This is a genomic window from Klebsiella sp. JN_Kp126, from assembly GCF_033843325.1.
GTDB lineage: Bacteria > Pseudomonadota > Gammaproteobacteria > Enterobacterales > Enterobacteriaceae > Klebsiella > Klebsiella michiganensis.
In genome coordinates this window covers 1-17,297 of record NZ_JAWXQV010000084.1, presented here as the reverse complement: position 1 = coordinate 17,297, position 17,297 = coordinate 1, and the positions used below count along the sequence as shown (strand labels likewise).

Annotated in this window: 18 protein-coding genes; 16 read left to right on the top strand and 2 right to left on the bottom strand. The window is 49.7% G+C overall.

Translation table 11 applies throughout. The features are described from left to right. The first annotated feature begins 5 nt into the window (after positions 1–5). From silA to SIK97_RS20555, 4 genes are all read left to right on the top strand, one after another. Complete coding sequence (gene silA, locus SIK97_RS20570; protein ID WP_004098958.1) at positions 6–3,152, top strand: Cu(+)/Ag(+) efflux RND transporter permease subunit SilA; 3,147 nt, start codon at positions 6–8, stop codon at positions 3,150–3,152. A gap of 86 nt (positions 3,153–3,238) precedes the next feature. Next, positions 3,239–3,679 carry a DUF411 domain-containing protein gene (locus tag SIK97_RS20565; RefSeq protein WP_000758228.1) on the top strand — a complete coding sequence of 147 codons (441 nt, stop codon included), beginning with the start codon at positions 3,239–3,241 and terminating at the stop codon, positions 3,677–3,679. 126 nt (positions 3,680–3,805) lie between these two features. After that, positions 3,806–6,253, top strand: coding sequence for an Ag(+)-translocating P-type ATPase SilP (gene silP / locus SIK97_RS20560; RefSeq protein ID WP_004098955.1), 2,448 nt, complete (start codon positions 3,806–3,808; stop codon positions 6,251–6,253). A 40-nt stretch (positions 6,254–6,293) separates the two neighbouring features. Then, positions 6,294–6,491: a DUF2933 domain-containing protein gene (locus SIK97_RS20555; protein ID WP_000843497.1), complete on the top strand. Its 198-nt coding sequence runs from the start codon at positions 6,294–6,296 to the stop codon at positions 6,489–6,491. Between the two features lie 33 nt (positions 6,492–6,524). On the opposite strand, the gene SIK97_RS20550 is transcribed toward SIK97_RS20555, so the two are convergent. Together SIK97_RS20550 and SIK97_RS20545 are read right to left on the bottom strand one after the other, a co-directional pair. Continuing rightward, positions 6,525–7,262 (bottom strand): peptidoglycan DD-metalloendopeptidase family protein, encoded by a 738-nt coding sequence (locus SIK97_RS20550; RefSeq protein ID WP_004118669.1) that lies wholly within the window; start codon positions 7,260–7,262, stop codon positions 6,525–6,527. Positions 7,263–7,550: 288 nt separating this feature from the next. Next, a complete protein-coding gene (locus tag SIK97_RS20545) occupies positions 7,551–8,000 on the bottom strand; it encodes a copper resistance protein (RefSeq protein ID WP_001023257.1) in 450 nt (149 codons plus the stop codon). A 233-nt stretch (positions 8,001–8,233) separates the two neighbouring features. Between SIK97_RS20545 and pcoA the strand changes: the two genes are divergently transcribed. From pcoA to SIK97_RS20485, 12 genes are all read left to right on the top strand, one after another. Then, entirely contained in the window at positions 8,234–10,051 is a 1,818-nt protein-coding gene (pcoA, locus tag SIK97_RS20540; protein ID WP_000925242.1) for a multicopper oxidase PcoA, read from the top strand. Between the two features lie 5 nt (positions 10,052–10,056). Beyond that, the gene (gene pcoB / locus SIK97_RS20535; protein ID WP_001378118.1) at positions 10,057–10,947 is read left to right on the top strand and encodes a copper resistance outer membrane transporter PcoB; all 891 of its coding nucleotides are present in this window, start codon (positions 10,057–10,059) and stop codon (positions 10,945–10,947) included. Between the two features lie 39 nt (positions 10,948–10,986). Further along, positions 10,987–11,367, top strand: coding sequence for a copper resistance system metallochaperone PcoC (pcoC, locus tag SIK97_RS20530; RefSeq protein ID WP_000025662.1), 381 nt, complete (start codon positions 10,987–10,989; stop codon positions 11,365–11,367). Between the two features lie 55 nt (positions 11,368–11,422). Next, positions 11,423–12,301, top strand: a complete 879-nt coding sequence (gene pcoD, locus SIK97_RS20525; protein ID WP_306440360.1) for a copper resistance inner membrane protein PcoD — start codon at positions 11,423–11,425, stop codon at positions 12,299–12,301. Positions 12,302–12,355: 54 nt separating this feature from the next. Beyond that, positions 12,356–13,036, top strand: a complete 681-nt coding sequence (gene pcoR / locus SIK97_RS20520; RefSeq protein ID WP_004098938.1) for a copper response regulator transcription factor PcoR — start codon at positions 12,356–12,358, stop codon at positions 13,034–13,036. Then, complete coding sequence (gene pcoS / locus SIK97_RS20515; protein ID WP_004098935.1) at positions 13,033–14,433, top strand: copper resistance membrane spanning protein PcoS; 1,401 nt, start codon at positions 13,033–13,035, stop codon at positions 14,431–14,433. The genes pcoR and pcoS overlap by 4 nt, the downstream gene beginning before the upstream one ends. Before the next feature lie 215 nt (positions 14,434–14,648). Further along, positions 14,649–15,083: a hypothetical protein gene (locus SIK97_RS20510; protein WP_004098933.1), complete on the top strand. Its 435-nt coding sequence runs from the start codon at positions 14,649–14,651 to the stop codon at positions 15,081–15,083. 337 nt (positions 15,084–15,420) lie between these two features. After that, positions 15,421–15,624 (top strand): HHA domain-containing protein, encoded by a 204-nt coding sequence (locus tag SIK97_RS20505; protein ID WP_004098931.1) that lies wholly within the window; start codon positions 15,421–15,423, stop codon positions 15,622–15,624. A 48-nt stretch (positions 15,625–15,672) separates the two neighbouring features. Further along, complete coding sequence (locus SIK97_RS20500; protein ID WP_004098928.1) at positions 15,673–15,930, top strand: hypothetical protein; 258 nt, start codon at positions 15,673–15,675, stop codon at positions 15,928–15,930. 75 nt (positions 15,931–16,005) lie between these two features. Continuing rightward, positions 16,006–16,260 (top strand): hypothetical protein, encoded by a 255-nt coding sequence (locus SIK97_RS20495; RefSeq protein WP_004118702.1) that lies wholly within the window; start codon positions 16,006–16,008, stop codon positions 16,258–16,260. Between the two features lie 175 nt (positions 16,261–16,435). Then, entirely contained in the window at positions 16,436–16,702 is a 267-nt protein-coding gene (locus tag SIK97_RS20490) for a DUF1778 domain-containing protein (protein ID WP_004098921.1), read from the top strand. After that, complete coding sequence (locus SIK97_RS20485; protein ID WP_004098919.1) at positions 16,690–17,172, top strand: GNAT family N-acetyltransferase; 483 nt, start codon at positions 16,690–16,692, stop codon at positions 17,170–17,172. The genes SIK97_RS20490 and SIK97_RS20485 overlap by 13 nt, the downstream gene beginning before the upstream one ends. The last annotated feature ends 125 nt before the right edge of the window (positions 17,173–17,297 follow it).

The following is a 17,297-nucleotide window of genomic DNA, read 5'->3' as shown; positions in this document are numbered from 1 at the left end:
CGACGATGATTGAATGGATTATCCGGCGCTCTGTCGCCAACCGTTTCCTGGTCATGATGGGGGCCCTGTTTCTCAGCATCTGGGGTACATGGACGATTATTAACACGCCGGTCGATGCCTTGCCTGACCTGTCAGATGTACAGGTCATTATCAAAACCAGCTATCCCGGCCAGGCCCCGCAGATTGTAGAAAACCAGGTCACCTATCCACTTACCACCACCATGCTGTCCGTACCTGGCGCAAAAACCGTGCGTGGTTTTTCACAGTTCGGGGATTCGTATGTGTATGTCATTTTTGAAGACGGCACCGATCTGTACTGGGCCCGTTCCCGCGTGCTGGAATATCTGAATCAGGTTCAGGGAAAACTGCCTGCCGGTGTGAGTTCTGAAATCGGTCCTGATGCCACGGGTGTGGGCTGGATTTTTGAATATGCCCTTGTCGATCGCAACGGAAAACACGACCTTTCAGAACTGCGCTCTCTGCAGGACTGGTTCCTGAAATTTGAGCTGAAAACCATCCCGAACGTGGCTGAGGTCGCTTCGGTTGGCGGCGTGGTGAAACAGTACCAGATTCAGGTCAATCCGGTAAAACTGTCCCAGTACGGTATCAGCCTGCCCGAAGTGAAACAGGCACTTGAATCGTCTAACCAGGAGGCCGGTGGCTCATCCGTTGAAATGGCCGAAGCGGAGTATATGGTCCGTGCCAGCGGTTATCTTCAGAGCATTGATGATTTTAATAACATCGTCCTGAAAACAGGTGAGAACGGCGTGCCGGTTTATCTGCGGGATGTTGCCCGCGTGCAGACCGGGCCCGAAATGAGGCGTGGTATTGCCGAGCTGAACGGCCAGGGAGAAGTCGCTGGCGGCGTGGTGATCCTGCGGTCGGGTAAAAATGCGCGCGACGTTATCACGGCAGTGAGGGATAAACTGGAGACGCTGAAGGCCAGCCTGCCGGAAGGCGTTGAAATCGTGACCACCTACGATCGCAGCCAGTTAATCGACCGGGCGATTGATAACCTCAGTTACAAGCTTCTTGAAGAGTTTATCGTTGTTGCTGTCGTTTGCGCACTGTTCCTCTGGCATGTCCGTTCTGCCCTGGTGGCGATTATTTCTCTGCCACTTGGCCTGTGTATCGCCTTTATCGTCATGCACTTCCAGGGACTGAACGCCAATATCATGTCGCTGGGAGGGATAGCGATTGCCGTCGGTGCGATGGTGGATGCCGCCATTGTGATGATTGAAAATGCGCACAAACGGCTTGAGGAGTGGGATCATCAGCATCCGGGTGAGCAGATTGACAACGCCACCCGCTGGAAGGTGATTACCGACGCCTCCGTGGAAGTGGGACCCGCGTTGTTCATTAGCCTGCTGATCATCACCCTGTCCTTTATTCCTATCTTTACCCTGGAAGGGCAGGAAGGTCGTCTGTTTGGCCCGCTGGCATTCACGAAAACGTACTCCATGGCGGGAGCGGCCGCACTGGCCATCATCGTCATTCCTATTCTGATGGGATTCTGGATCCGGGGGAAAATTCCTGCCGAGACAAGTAACCCCCTGAACCGGGTGCTGATCAAAGCGTATCATCCTTTGCTGCTGCGGGTCCTCCACTGGCCAAAAACAACCCTGCTGGTTGCGGCCTTGTCCATTTTCACGGTTATCTGGCCACTGAGTCAGGTGGGCGGTGAATTTCTGCCGAAGATTAACGAGGGCGATCTGCTGTATATGCCGTCGACCTTGCCTGGCGTCTCTCCGGCAGAAGCTGCAGCGCTCCTGCAGACAACAGACAAGTTAATCAAAAGCGTTCCTGAAGTGGCTTCTGTATTTGGCAAGACCGGTAAAGCAGAGACCGCAACGGATTCCGCGCCGCTCGAAATGGTGGAAACCACGATCCAGCTCAAACCTGAGGATCAGTGGCGTCCCGGCATGACAATTGACAAGATTATTGATGAACTCGACAGGACAGTCCGTTTACCGGGTCTGGCAAACCTCTGGGTGCCGCCTATCCGTAACCGTATTGATATGCTCTCAACCGGGATCAAAAGCCCGATAGGTATCAAAGTGTCCGGGACTGTTCTGTCCGATATCGACGCGACGGCGCAGAGTATCGAGGCGGTAGCCAAAACCGTGCCTGGCGTGGTGTCTGTCCTGGCTGAGCGACTTGAGGGCGGGCGCTACATCGATATCGATATCAACCGGGAGAAAGCTTCCCGGTACGGGATGACTGTGGGCGACGTCCAGCTGTTCGTCTCTTCAGCAATCGGTGGGGCTATGGTGGGTGAGACGGTTGAAGGCGTGGCCCGGTACCCTATTAACATTCGCTATCCGCAGGATTACCGTAACAGTCCGCAGGCGTTGAGAGAGATGCCAATCCTGACCCCAATGAAGCAGCAAATTACGCTGGGCGATGTTGCCGATATTAAGGTCGTTTCCGGACCAACCATGCTGAAAACCGAAAATGCCCGGCCAGCCAGCTGGATTTATGTTGATGCCCGCGGCAGGGACATGGTGTCGGTGGTGAACGATATTAAGACGGCCATCAGTGAGAAAGTGAAACTGAGACCGGGGACCAGTGTGGCATTCTCAGGACAGTTTGAATTACTCGAGCACGCCAATAAGAAATTAAAACTGATGGTACCGATGACGGTGATGATCATCTTCATCCTGTTATATCTGGCATTCCGCCGGGCTGATGAGGCCTTACTTATTCTGATGAGCCTGCCGTTTGCCCTGGTTGGCGGGATATGGTTCCTGTACTGGCAGGGCTTCCATATGTCAGTGGCGACCGGAACCGGGTTTATCGCCCTGGCCGGGGTGGCAGCAGAGTTTGGCGTGGTCATGCTGATGTATCTGCGTCATGCCATTGAAGCGCACCCGGAATTGTCCCGTAAAGAGACGTTCACACCGGAAGGCCTTGATGAAGCCCTCTATCATGGTGCCGTACTGCGTGTCCGGCCGAAAGCCATGACCGTGGCGGTGATCATTGCGGGTCTGCTGCCAATACTCTGGGGAACCGGTGCAGGTTCAGAAGTCATGAGCCGTATCGCGGCACCCATGATTGGTGGGATGATCACGGCTCCGCTGCTGTCCCTGTTCATTATTCCTGCCGCCTACAAATTAATCTGGCTGCGCAGACATAAAAAAAGCGTGTCCTGAACCTGAAAGGGCACCCCCTGTGGGTGTCCTTCTTTACTGATTCACCCTGACGTCAGGGTTTATATCGATAATATACAGAGGTGAGTATGAAAAAAGTGGTTCTAATGGCGCTGGCTCTCGGCCTTTCACTACCCGCGATGGCGAGTGAAAAAGTGATTGATATGTACAAATCTGAAAACTGTGGCTGTTGTTCCCTGTGGGGCAAAGCGATGGAAAAAGACGGGTTTGAAGTACGAACTCACGTCATGAATGATCAGGCGCTGTCAGCCCTGAAAGAAAAGCATGCTATTCCTGCAGGACTACGAAGTTGTCATACCGCGGTTGCCGGTAATTTGATCATTGAAGGCCATGTGCCTGCGACAACGATACATAAGGCAATGCAGTCTGGTTCGGGTATATACGGTCTCGCCACCCCCGGTATGCCAGCAGGAAGTCCTGGAATGGAGATGGGAGCCCGAAAAGAGGCTTACGATGTTATCGCATTCTCACCGGATGGAAGTAAAAAAGTCTTCCAGCGAATCGAATAGTCAGCGGAACGGCTGATAACGGGACGCCGGTAGCAGGCACTCCTGTGCCGGCGATATTCGTGGTAATCGCATCCATGACATACCCTGAAGACAGAAGATGCTTCGGTATGCATAAGGAGAGTTACTGTGAAAAATGACAATGCAGTGCAACACAACAACCAGACTGCTTCTGAGCAGACATTATCCCCGGACGAGGGCCACGTATTGCATAAGGTGAGAGATCCCGTGTGCGGGATGGCCATCCTGCCCGACAGGGCGCACAGCAGCATTCGATACCAGGACCACCAACTTTATTTCTGCTCCGCCAGCTGTGAGAGTAAATTTAAAGCCCATCCCGATCGTTATCTTACCGAAGATGCCAGTGAACATTCCCATCACCATCACCACGATCATCACGAAGTCAGCCCTGATCAGATAAAACAGCCTCACAACCAGGCGGAAAAAGAGAATTCTGAAGGTGTGTGGACATGTCCGATGCACCCGGAGATACGCCGCAGTGGTCCCGGAAGCTGTCCTGTCTGTGGAATGGCACTGGAGCCGCTCGTAGCTACGGCATCCACGGGGCCGAGTGATGAACTTCACGACATGACAAGACGCTTCTGGCTGGGGTTGTTGCTGGCGTTTCCGGTTCTGGTACTCGAAATGGGATCTCATCTGTTTCCCGACTTGAGGAATACAGTACCGCCACAGTACAACACATGGCTGCAGTTGCTTCTGGCCTCCCCTGTCGTGTTGTGGTGTGGCTGGCCATTCTTCGCCCGGGCCGGAATGTCGTTACGTAACCGCTCCCTGAATATGTTTACCCTTGTTGCAATGGGGACCGGCGTAGCCTGGGTTTACAGCGTCATTGCAACCGTCTTCCCCTCCTGGTTTCCTGCATCGTTCAGAAACATGGATGGCCTGGTGGCCGTTTATTTTGAAGCCGCAGCAGTTATTACGGTGCTTGTTCTGCTGGGACAGGTTCTTGAGCTGCGGGCACGGGAACAAACCTCAGGCGCCATTACTGCGCTTCTGAACCTTGCCCCCAAAACCGCCAGACGGCTGGATCATGACGGTCATGAAACGGATATTAATGCGGAAGATGTCCTGCCTGGCGATAAGCTCCGCATCAGACCTGGAGAGAGTATTCCGGTCGACGGTATCGTGATCGAAGGCAAAACAACCGTTGATGAATCGATGGTGACCGGGGAGTCTATGCCGGTTACCAAAACGAAGGGTGACCCTGTCATTGGGGGGACGATTAATCAGACAGGTAGTCTTATCATCCGTGCAGAGAAAGTCGGTGATGAAACGATGCTCTCACGAATTGTTCAGATGGTCGCTGATGCACAGCGTTCGCGTGCCCCCATCCAGAGAATGGCAGACAGCGTTTCAGGCTGGTTTGTTCCTCTGGTGATACTTATCGCGGTTGTTGCTTTCTTGATCTGGTCTGTCTGGGGGCCCGAGCCCAGGATGGCGCACGGTCTCATTGCGGCTGTGTCGGTCCTGATTATTGCCTGTCCCTGCGCGCTGGGACTGGCCACGCCGATGTCGATAATGGTGGGGGTGGGCAAAGGCGCCCAGGCCGGGGTGTTAATCAAGAATGCCGAAGCCCTTGAGCGTCTTGAAAAAGTGGACACGCTGGTTGTCGACAAAACAGGCACGCTCACGGAAGGTTCGCCTACGGTGACAGGGATTATCAGTCTCAGTCCGGGTGGGGAAATATCTCTTTTACGTGTAACAGCTGCAGTGGAAAAAGGTTCGCAGCATCCGTTGGGTATGGCTGTTGTCAGAGCCGCGCATGAAAAGGGGATCGTGATACCTGCCGTCAGTAATTTCAATGCCCCGTCGGGGAAAGGTGTCTCAGGCGATGTCGAAGGTCAACGGGTTGTTATTGGTAATGAACTGGCTATGCAGGAAAACAGTATCGTTATTGATAATCAAAAGGCCGTTGCGGATACGTTGCGGATGGAAGGCGCTACCGTTATCTATGTGGCCACAGACGGGAACCTTGCAGGCCTGATAGCTATCTCGGATCCCGTGAAAGCAACCACGCCGGATGCGCTTAAAGCTTTGCGTCAGGCGGGGATCCGCATTGTTATGCTCACCGGGGATAACCAGCTTACTGCTGAAGCAGTCGCACGGAAACTGGGAATAGATGAGGTTGAAGCCGGGATTCTGCCGGATGGCAAAAAAGCAGTGATAACCCGACTGAAAGCGTCTGGCCATGTGGTTGCGATGGCCGGAGACGGTGTGAATGATGCCCCGGCGCTGGCAGCGGCTGACGTGGGTATAGCCATGGGAACGGGTACAGATGTGGCAATAGAAAGTGCTGGCGTTACCCTTCTCAAAGGCGATTTGATGATACTCAACAGGGCCCGTCATCTGTCAGAAATCACCATGAAAAATATCCGGCAGAATCTGTTTTTTGCGTTTATCTACAATGCTCTTGGGGTGCCTGTAGCTGCAGGTCTGCTTTATCCTGTGTATGGAATACTGCTGTCGCCAGTTATTGCGGCGGCGGCTATGGCCCTTTCCTCCGTTAGCGTCATTGCAAATGCGTTGCGTCTGAAAAGTGTCAGGCTCGGGAAATAACCCTGAATGAAGGGTCTGTTACTAACAGAAGGAGTCCGGTATGAAAAGTACCACCTATGCGCTTATTGCTGTCGCCGCGATTGCGGCATTTGCCCTCCTGCGCGAACACTGGTCACATGTGGCAGGTTACTGGCCATATCTGTTATTGCTGGTCTGCCCGCTAATGCATCTTTTCCACGGCCACGGAGGGCATGGAGATCATCAACATCAAGGAAGTGAAAACGATAAAAAAAATTAATCCGGCAGACGGGGCCGCGTCGCGGCCCCGTTATCAGTCCAGGTATCGTTCGTAGTCTCTGGCATGCGCAAAGGCATGCTGTTCAAGTTTGTTATCAGCGGGTGCCGCTGCCCGGAACGCCAGTGAGTTAACAGGATTGTTATTGATGACCAGCTCGTAATGCAGATGAGGACCGGATGAACGTCCGCTGTTACCGGATAACGCAATAGCGTCTCCCCGGGTAACCCTGGCCCCTTTAGTAACGAGTATTTTATTGAGGTGGAGATAGCGAGTTTTAACACCGGCTTTTCCTGTTACTTCAACAAAATATCCCATGGTGCTGTTGTATTCGGCCCGGGTGATTTTTCCGTCGATGACGCTGACTATTTTCGTGTTCATGGGCATGGAATAATCAATGCCATTATGGGGACTCACTTTTCCCGATACCGGGTTAAGTCTTGCAGGATTGAAAGGCGAACTGAGTCTTGCTGTGGCCGGTAACGGATAATCGAGACTGCCTTTCCCGGAAGTATCGGAAAGGTTATAGAACTTTTTATCTGATATACGATACGCCGTGTAATTAAATGAACCGGACGTAAATTTATAGGCCACGACACGTGATTTTCCCGCTTTCTTTTGCAGTACGAGTTTTAATGATTCATTTTTTTTCAAATGCCGCAGATTAAACCGGGAAGGCAAGGAGCGCTGAAGAGTAGCGATCTCGTTCGATTCCAGCCCCGAGCGGGTGGCTGAAAGGTAGGCATTTTCTTTTACGACATCGGTAGAATACATTTACTGGAATTCGCCGTTAGCATGAACACTGCGGCGTATGCTAGGGGTTTTCAGGAGGCGTGTCATCTGTCAGTTAATCGGGAGCACCGTTGATGGTCGTCATTTTTGTAACATATCTTGTTTCCCGTTTGCTCCTGAAGCTCTGGGAACTGTATGACCAGCCCGACGGTGATGATTAACGGGACTGAAACAGGTTACGGCAGAGCAATATGGGGCTCATGTCCTGCTACGTAACCCGTCAGTAAAGCCCTGCTGCGCACCTGACGCTAAGCTCTAACCCGCCTGCAGTTACCTGGTCGAATACAGCCCGCGAAGCTTTCTTGCCTGCGTCTGATGTGCTTCCGCACCGGCATTATTGACCTGCTCATGCACGAGAGCGGCTTTTTCTCCGGCATTCAGTTCGTTAAAAGAAGAAGACGAGGTCTTTGAATTTGCATCACTGCCGGACAGCATTTTTTTATGTTCCTCAATCATTTTCTGATGCGCATAGGACGCGCTGTTGTTCATAAATGAATGAGCAACAATGGCCCTTTCATGTTCATTCATTTCAGAGAATGAGGGCGTGTTGTTTTTATTAACCCTGTCCGGTAAGTTTTCATGCGTCGAGGAGTTCACATGACTGACGGCTGAGGCATTATTAACAAATCGATGTGCTTCATGGGCAATATCACTGGACTGAGCAAAAGCTGCCCCACAAAATAAAGCTGTAAACGCAGTGGTCGTGATTAATATATTCATGTGTAATTACCTTCTGAGGTACATAAAAGATGTCCTTATGATCATATATAAAAAAATCAACCTGTGGGGAAGATGACGTAAATGTAATACAGCCACGTACATTACACGATTGTAATGAATTTGTTTCTTAAGGTGTGCTAGATTCATTTCATTGTAAGTGGATGAACCAGTAATTTAATTTAAATCGGTTCTCGAATTCTGTCAGTAACCATACTTTAAATAAGGGAATGCGCATGCTGTTGAAAACGTCTCGACGAACTTTCCTGAAGGGGTTAACCCTCTCTGGCGTAGCCGGAAGTCTTGGCGTATGGAGTTTCAATGCGCGTTCCAGTCTGAGCCTGCCAGTTGCCGCATCCCTGCAGGGTACTCAGTTTGACCTGACCATTGGTGAAACGGCCGTCAATATCACGGGCAGTGAGCGTCAGGCCAAAACAATCAATGGAGGCCTGCCGGGGCCCGTTCTTCGCTGGAAAGAAGGTGACACCATTACCCTGAAGGTCAAAAACCGTCTTAATGAACAGACGTCCATTCACTGGCACGGCATTATTCTTCCGGCCAATATGGATGGTGTTCCGGGGCTGAGTTTTATGGGCATAGAGCCTGATGATACCTACGTTTACACCTTTAAGGTTAAGCAGAACGGGACTTACTGGTACCACAGCCATTCCGGTCTGCAGGAACAGGAGGGGGTATACGGTGCCATTATCATCGATGCCAGGGAGCCAGAACCGTTTGCTTACGATCGTGAGCATGTGGTCATGTTGTCTGACTGGACCGATGAAAATCCTCACAGCCTGCTGAAAAAATTAAAAAAACAGTCGGATTACTACAATTTCAATAAACCAACCGTTGGCTCTTTTTTCCGCGACGTGAATACCAGGGGGCTGTCAGCCACCATTGCCGATCGGAAAATGTGGGCTGAAATGAAAATGAATCCGACTGACCTCGCGGATGTCAGTGGCTACACCTACACCTATCTCATGAACGGGCAGGCCCCGCTGAAAAACTGGACCGGACTGTTCCGTCCCGGTGAAAAGATACGCTTACGGTTTATCAACGGCTCGGCAATGACCTATTTCGATATCCGTATCCCCGGGCTGAAAATGACGGTCGTGGCTGCAGATGGCCAGTATGTAAACCCGGTTACCGTTGACGAATTCAGGATTGCCGTTGCCGAAACCTATGATGTCATTGTGGAGCCTCAGGGTGAGGCCTATACCATCTTCGCACAATCCATGGACAGGACCGGTTACGCTCGAGGGACACTGGCCACGAGAGAAGGGTTAAGTGCTGCCGTTCCCCCCCTCGATCCCCGTCCTCTGTTGACCATGGAAGATATGGGTATGGGGGGAATGGGACATGATATGGCAGGAATGGACCACAGCCAGATGGGAGGCATGGATAACAGCGGAGAGATGATGTCTATGGACGGTGCTGACCTTCCGGATAGCGGGACATCCTCCGCGCCCATGGATCACAGCAGCATGGCCGGTATGGATCATTCCCGGATGGCCGGAATGCCGGGTATGCAAAGTCATCCTGCGTCAGAAACGGATAACCCACTGGTTGATATGCAGGCGATGAGCGTCTCTCCGAAATTAAATGATCCGGGTATTGGTCTTCGAAATAACGGAAGAAAGGTTCTCACGTACGCGGATTTGAAAAGCCGCTTTGAGGATCCTGACGGACGTGAACCTGGCCGTACCATAGAACTGCATTTAACCGGCCACATGGAAAAGTTTGCCTGGTCATTTAACGGAATCAAGTTTTCAGATGCCGCACCGGTGCTGCTGAAATACGGTGAGCGGCTCAGGATCACGCTGATCAACGATACCATGATGACTCACCCCATTCACCTGCATGGTATGTGGAGCGATCTGGAAGATGAAAACGGTAATTTCATGGTTCGTAAACACACAATAGATGTTCCCCCTGGTACAAAACGCAGTTACAGAGTGACAGCAGATGCGCTTGGCCGCTGGGCGTATCACTGCCATTTGCTCTATCACATGGAAATGGGAATGTTTCGTGAAGTCCGGGTGGAGGAATGATGCGAATGAAGAGAAATTTGAAGGCCATACCTGTTCTGGTCGCCGGTTTGTTTACCTCACAGCTTTCTATTGCGGCGGGCTCCGTCTCTGCAGATCCCCACGCCGGGCACGACATGTCTGCCATGCAGATGCCAGCAGATGAGAATTTCACTGAGATGACGTCAATGGAGCCCATTGTAACTGAGAGCAGAACGCCAATTCCGCCTGTTACCGATGCCGACCGGAAGGCTGCATTCGGCAATTTACAGGGGCATGCGATTCACGACAGTGCGATTAATTATCTGGTTCTGCTGGATCAACTGGAATGGCAACGGTCGGATAACACCAACAATTTCAGCTGGAGTGTTAACAGCTGGATTGGAGGCGACACAGATCGGATTTGGCTAAAGAGTGAAGGTGAACGAAGCAATGGGGAAACGGAGGCGGCTGAAGCGCAGTTACTCTGGGGACATGCGGTTGGCCCATGGTGGGATTTGGTTGCGGGTGTCAGGCAGGATTTCAGACCTGCTTCTGCCCGGACCTGGGCTGCTGTCGGTTTTCAGGGGCTGGCACTCTATAATTTTGAGTCTGAAATTACGGGTTTTGTCAGTAATGGCGGAAAAGCAGCCCTTCGTCTGGGAGGAGAATACGACGTTTTACTGACTAACCGGCTCATACTCCAGCCATCCTATGAGGTGAATTTCTACAGTCAGGATGATGAATCGCGGGGTCGCGGCAGGGGACTGACTGACACAGAGCTGGGGCTCCGGCTACGCTATGAAATACGCCGTGAGTTTGCACCCTATATAGGCGTTTCCTGGAATCAACTTTACGGGAAAACATCCGATATGGCGAAAAGAGAAGGTGAGAAAGACCATCAGGTAGTATTCCTGGCGGGAGCCAGAATCTGGTTTTAACGCACTGATATAAAACACTCAACTAAACAGGTAAATAAAATGTCGATTTTAAATAAAGCCATTCTTACAGGTGGCCTCGTTATGGGCGTTGCTTTCTCTGCTATGGCCCATCCGGAATTAAAAAGCTCTGTGCCACAGGCTGATTCAGCCGTAGCGGCCCCGGAAAAGATTCAGCTTAATTTCTCGGAAAATCTGACCGTGAAATTCTCAGGTGCAAAATTAACGATGACGGGTATGAAAGGCATGTCATCACATTCTCCGATGCCGGTCGCGGCAAAAGTGGCGCCAGGCGCTGACCCTAAATCGATGGTCATTATTCCGCGAGAGCCTTTACCCGCTGGCACTTATCGTGTTGACTGGCGCGCGGTTTCTTCAGATACGCACCCTATTACCGGTAATTACACCTTTACAGTGAAGTAATATTATGAACGACCTGATTATGATTGTTATTCGTTTTCTTCTTTATCTGGATTTGATGGTAATATTTGGATTGCCATTTTTTCAGATATATGGAATAAGCGGTGTCAGACATGAAACCTATAACCTGACTAATTTAAGGTCGTTTATAACCTTTGCTGTTGTTACAGGCATCATTCTTACTGGCATTAATATGCTCCTGGTATCTAATGCCATGAGTGGAGTAACTGACCTCAGAGAATTATCCATCCATATTATCGAGATGGTGATAGAAGAAACTGATGTGGGTATTAGCTGGATTGTCAGGCTCTGTGCCCTGTTTACCACACTCGGTGCTTTGTTCCTTTACACTAATAAGAGAGTATTGTCCTGCCTGCTGATGACGATGAGTGGGGGCGTGGCGCTGGCTACACTTGCCTGGGGAGGACACGCCGTTATGCATGACGGTCTGCATTACTATCTCCATTTACTGAGCGATCTGACCCATCTCGGCGCTGCAGGTGCCTGGACAGGTGCTCTGGTTGCATTTGCTATCCTGCTGATGCGCAGAAACGAGCATAATGCACAGAGCGTCATTGTGATATCTGACTCCCTGGCAAAATTTGCCACGGCAGGAACGGTGATTGTTGTAGCCCTGATCCTGAGTGCGCTGGTCAACTATCTGTATATTGCTGAGGGTAACTTAACTCCCTTATTCAACAGTTCCTGGGGGAGGATATTGCTTGCCAAGACGGCTCTGTTTGTTCTGATGCTTCTTCTGGCTGCAGCAAACCGGTTTCACCTGGGTCCCCGGCTTGAAGTTATGGTCAGGGAAGGGAATTATGATCGCAGCGTTGCCCTGATGCGAAACAGCATCCTGACAGAATTCGTTGTTGCGATTATCATTCTGGGCGCCGTAGCGTGGCTCGGAATGCTTGCTCCGTCTCAGGTCAGCTAGGGGACAGCCAAAGCTCATGCGTGAGATTTTTACTTTCATATCAGCGAGTTGACCATGCAGCGTATTTTAATCGTTGAAGACGAACAAAAAACAGGTCGTTACCTGCAGCAGGGACTGGTTGAGGAAGGCTATCAGGCCGATCTCTTTAATAATGGCCGCGATGGTCTCGGGGCCGCGTCGAAGGGACAGTATGATTTGATAATACTGGACGTGATGCTGCCTTTCCTCGACGGGTGGCAAATCATCAGCGCACTGAGGGAGTCCGGGCACGAAGAACCGGTCCTGTTTTTAACCGCAAAGGACAACGTGCGGGACAAAGTGAAAGGACTGGAGCTTGGCGCAGATGACTACCTGATTAAGCCCTTTGATTTTACGGAGCTGGTTGCACGTGTAAGAACCTTGCTGCGACGCGCCCGCTCGCAGGCCGCAACAGTCTGCACCATCGCCGATTTGACCGTTGATATGGTGCGCCGGACCGTGATCCGTTCGGGGAAGAAGATCCATCTCACCGGTAAAGAATACGTTCTGCTTGAGTTGCTGCTGCAACGCACCGGAGAAGTGTTACCCAGGAGTCTTATCTCGTCCCTGGTCTGGAACATGAATTTTGACAGTGATACGAATGTGATTGATGTCGCCGTGAGACGTCTGAGAAGTAAAATTGATGATGACTTTGAGCCAAAACTGATCCATACCGTTCGCGGTGCCGGATATGTCCTGGAGATCAGAGAAGAGTGAGGTTCAAAATTTCCCTGACCACACGCCTGAGCCTGATTTTTTCTGCAGTGATGCTTACGGTATGGTGGTTATCAAGTTTTATCCTGATTAGCACCCTTAATGGCTATTTCGATAATCAGGACCGCGATTTTCTGACAGGTAAACTTCAGCTCACCGAAGAGTTTCTTAAAACAGAGACGTTCCGGAACAAAACGGATATTAAGTCATTATCAGAAAAAATAAACGATGCGATGGTAGGGCACAATGGTTTATTCATTTCTATAAAAAACATGGAAAATGAAAAAATTGTTGAACTCTATGCCAAAAATTCTGTTGTTCCAGCGGTCCTGCTTAATAAGTCGGGTGATATTCTCGACTATATGATCCAGACGGAAGAAAATAACACCGTGTACCGCAGTATCTCGCGGCGGGTTGCCGTGACGCCGGAACAGGGTAAAAGCAAACATTTCATCATTACGGTTGCCACGGATACTGGGTATCACACCCTGTTTATGGATAAGCTCAGTACCTGGCTGTTCTGGTTCAATATCGGTCTGGTCTTTATTTCTGTTTTTCTGGGCTGGCTGACCACACGTATTGGTCTGAAACCGTTACGGGAAATGACCAGTCTGGCTTCCTCCATGACCGTACACAGCCTGGATCAGCGTCTTAATCCCGATCTGGCTCCGCCGGAAATCTCTGAGACCATGCAGGAGTTCAATAATATGTTCGATCGCCTGGAGGGGTCATTCCGGAAACTGTCAGATTTCTCGTCTGACATCGCGCATGAGCTGCGCACACCAGTCAGTAATCTGATGATGCAGACGCAGTTTGCACTGGCTAAGGAAAGGGATGTTTCGCATTACCGCGAAATTTTATTCGCTAATCTGGAAGAACTGAAAAGGTTGTCACGAATGACCAGTGACATGCTCTTTCTGGCACGTTCAGAGCATGGTCTGCTGCAGCTGGATAAACATGATGTGGATCTGGCAGCCGAACTGAATGAATTACGTGAGCTGTTCGAGCCTCTGGCAGACGAAACAGGAAAGACAATCACGGTTGAAGGAGAGGGCGTTGTTGCCGGAGACAGCGATATGCTGCGACGTGCTTTCAGTAACCTGCTTTCCAATGCAATCAAGTATTCTCCCGATAACACCTGTACAGCGATACACCTTGAGCGTGACAGTGACTGTGTGAACGTGATGATTACGAATACGATGTCCGGCCAGGTTCCCGCTAATCTGGAACGTTTGTTTGACCGGTTCTATCGCGCAGACTCATCAAGGGTCCACAACACGGAAGGCGCGGGGCTGGGATTATCAATTACAAGGTCGATCATTCATGCTCACGGCGGCGAGCTGTCAGCAGAACAGCAGGGGCGGGAAATTGTGTTCAGTGTGCGTCTGTTAATGGATTAATAACGTTATTCAGGAGAAAACCGGAAGGTGACAAAAATGTCATCATTCAGTCACGTGATAAACAGAGGCGGTTTTTTATAATCAGTCATAAATCAGGACAGCGTGATAATTCAATCGCCCGGTTCCTGGCGTGATGATCAACCAGCCCTGAGATCAAATGCTTTCTCTGTTATAAGCATTGATTGTTCGGGTATGAAAACACCGGAGACCCAACCATGAAAAAGATCCTTGTATCCTTTATTGCCATGATGGCTGTCGCTTCATCTGCCTGGGCTGCAGAGACAATGAACATGCATGACCAGGTAAATAATGCCCAGGCGCCTGCCCATCAGATGCAATCATCCGCTGAAAAAAGTGCAGTTCAGGGGGAGAGCATGAAAATGATGGATATGAGCGGTCACGATCAGGCCGCAATGTCCCATGAAATGATGCAAAACGGCAATACTGCCGCCCATCAGGACATGGCTGAAATGCATAAAAAAATGATGAAAGCCAAACCTGAGAACACCCAAAAAACTGCTAAGCCATTTTCCGAAATGAGCGAGCATGAGAAAGCCGCTGTTGTGCATGAGAAGGCGAATAATGGTCAGTCTTCCGTTATTCATCAGCAACAGGCGGAAAAGCATCGCAGCCAGATCACCCAGAATTAACCCGCAGCTCCACTTGTCAGACCCTCATTTGACGCCGAAGTCACTGGCTTACGCTCCCGTCCGGGAGCGTTTTTTTTATAAGCGAAATGAATAATAATGAAAGAGTCCATACACAATGTCTTTTTTGGTCATGCCGACCTTACAATTAACTTATGTTGTTTGAGAATCCTGTTCCCCAGTCATCTCCAGGGTTCATGCCGCGCCGTATCTATATAGTCTGTCCGCACTCTTAACTTTTGTGGTTTACATTACATATGCAAAATGGTTCACTCATAACCGACTGAAAGAAAAGCATCTTCCAGAATGATATTACCGGGACACCTCAGGATATAAATTAATGACGAAACAGGAATGGATTTTACGACTACGCCGCTGTACATCACAGGAAACTCTGGAAAGGATAATAGAAAAAAATAAATATTCCCTGACGGATGACGAACTTGAGCACTTTAATGCCGCAGTGGATCACCGGCTGGCGGAAATGGCAATGGGGAAGTTTTATGATAAAATACCTGCAGGCGTCTGGAAATATGTTAAATAATACAGCCAGCATCAGTCTGTTCGCAGTTATCTCACCTGGAGCGCAATCATGAATATGATATTTGAACTGATTGGATTGTTACTGGTAGTCGGATGCGCATTCTTCACCACTTTTTTCTTAGCCGCAGTAGCAGGCACTATGGTAGTTATTCTTGGATGGGGAATTTCTATTGTCACCCCGAAGGTGGTTACCTGTACTAATGATTGCATCACTACTGTTTTTGATGCCAAACCCTTTGGCTGGCTTCTGATTGTGTTTTCATTAACCATGATGTTCTTTATTATCAGGGGTATGATTAAACGTTAGATTGCCTTTAGTGTGTAGTTAAATCATCATCACAACAGCGTTAATCTGAAACTGATATTGCCGGAGGGGATCATCATGACGGGAAGAGGCATTAACACAGTACGTATCGGTGATGAAGTGAAGCACATCGCCGAGCTCGATGCACTAACACTCATGCATGAATGGTCAAAGCTTAAAAAAGAAAATGCAGACCTGTATGACTATAACCGTCAGGTTAACCGGGGGTGGCGCGGTTTTATTCTTCGCCTGATGGGTATCCATTTGCCTGAAAAAAAACGTGTTTGTCTTTATGGCATTAATGCCAGAAAAGAATCCATCTATCCCGACTGAAGCCGTGCTGGCAGTGATAGTGAGCAGGCCATTGCAGAAGAATAGCTGTAATTTGACGCTAAGTTTCTGATATTTAACATAAAACGCATTATCGACACTTTGAGATGTGTAGCATTTGCTATACGTTCGTGTTGTGTTATTCTTGTATACCAATTGCTATACAGGAGAGGTGTGTATGAAATCAGATGTTCAACTCAACCTAAGAGCTAAAGAGTCTCAGAGAGCACTCATCGATGCCGCTGCAGAGATCCTTCATAAATCGCGAACCGACTTTATCCTAGAGATTGCCTGCAAGGCTGCGGAGAATGTGATCCTTGATCGCCGTGTTTTCAATTTTAACGACGAACAGTATGCAGAGTTCATCGATATGCTCGATGCACCAGTCGAGGATGATTCCGCCATTAATAAACTACTGGCAAGGAAACCTCAGTGGGACGTATAACCGCGCCCGAGCCGTTATCCAGCGCTCATCAGCTGGCTGAGTTCGTCAGTGGAGAGACAGTCCTCGATGAATGGCTAAAACAGAGAGGTTTAAAAAATCAAGCTCTTGGCGCTGCCCGAACGTTCGTTGTTTGCAAGAAGGGTACGAAGAAAGTAGCTGGTTTTTACTCTTTGGCCACCGGTAGCGTTAACCATACGGAAGCTACAGGCAGTCTTCGGCGTAACATGCCAGATCCTATACCGGTGATTATACTCGCTCGCCTGGCGGTAGATGTCTCATTGCACGGAAAAGGGGTTGGTGCCGATTTACTCCACGATGCAGTTCTACGGTGTTATCGCGTAGCTGAGAACATTGGCGTTCGTGCGATAATGGTTCATGCGCTTACTGAAGAAGCCAAAGGTTTCTATGCTCACCATGGATTTAAGGCATCACAAACTCATGAGAGGACTCTGTTTCTAAAGCTTCCATGACTGGTTGCTGGAGTGGGAAAGTAGCAGGCCACTGCCTCAACATATTGATTTTTATTTCGTTTATTATTGAATTTAACTATTCTGGGTTTGAGGGAAATACATAATTTAATTTATAATAAAAAACT

Coding starts and splice junctions, on each gene's coding strand:
- pcoD (WP_306440360.1), top strand. CDS start 11,423: ATGGTAATATTTGGATTGCCATTTTTTCAGATATATGGAATAAGCGGT.
- SIK97_RS20495 (WP_004118702.1), top strand. CDS start 16,006: ATGACGGGAAGAGGCATTAACACAGTACGTATCGGTGATGAAGTGAAG.
- SIK97_RS20490 (WP_004098921.1), top strand. CDS start 16,436: ATGAAATCAGATGTTCAACTCAACCTAAGAGCTAAAGAGTCTCAGAGA.
- SIK97_RS20565 (WP_000758228.1), top strand. CDS start 3,239: ATGAAAAAAGTGGTTCTAATGGCGCTGGCTCTCGGCCTTTCACTACCC.
- SIK97_RS20505 (WP_004098931.1), top strand. CDS start 15,421: ATGACGAAACAGGAATGGATTTTACGACTACGCCGCTGTACATCACAG.
- silA (WP_004098958.1), top strand. CDS start 6: ATGATTGAATGGATTATCCGGCGCTCTGTCGCCAACCGTTTCCTGGTC.
- SIK97_RS20545 (WP_001023257.1), bottom strand. CDS start 8,000: ATGAATATATTAATCACGACCACTGCGTTTACAGCTTTATTTTGTGGG.
- SIK97_RS20555 (WP_000843497.1), top strand. CDS start 6,294: ATGAAAAGTACCACCTATGCGCTTATTGCTGTCGCCGCGATTGCGGCA.
- SIK97_RS20500 (WP_004098928.1), top strand. CDS start 15,673: ATGAATATGATATTTGAACTGATTGGATTGTTACTGGTAGTCGGATGC.
- pcoA (WP_000925242.1), top strand. CDS start 8,234: ATGCTGTTGAAAACGTCTCGACGAACTTTCCTGAAGGGGTTAACCCTC.
- pcoB (WP_001378118.1), top strand. CDS start 10,057: ATGAAGAGAAATTTGAAGGCCATACCTGTTCTGGTCGCCGGTTTGTTT.
- pcoC (WP_000025662.1), top strand. CDS start 10,987: ATGTCGATTTTAAATAAAGCCATTCTTACAGGTGGCCTCGTTATGGGC.
- SIK97_RS20550 (WP_004118669.1), bottom strand. CDS start 7,262: ATGTATTCTACCGATGTCGTAAAAGAAAATGCCTACCTTTCAGCCACC.
- SIK97_RS20510 (WP_004098933.1), top strand. CDS start 14,649: ATGAAAAAGATCCTTGTATCCTTTATTGCCATGATGGCTGTCGCTTCA.
- pcoR (WP_004098938.1), top strand. CDS start 12,356: ATGCAGCGTATTTTAATCGTTGAAGACGAACAAAAAACAGGTCGTTAC.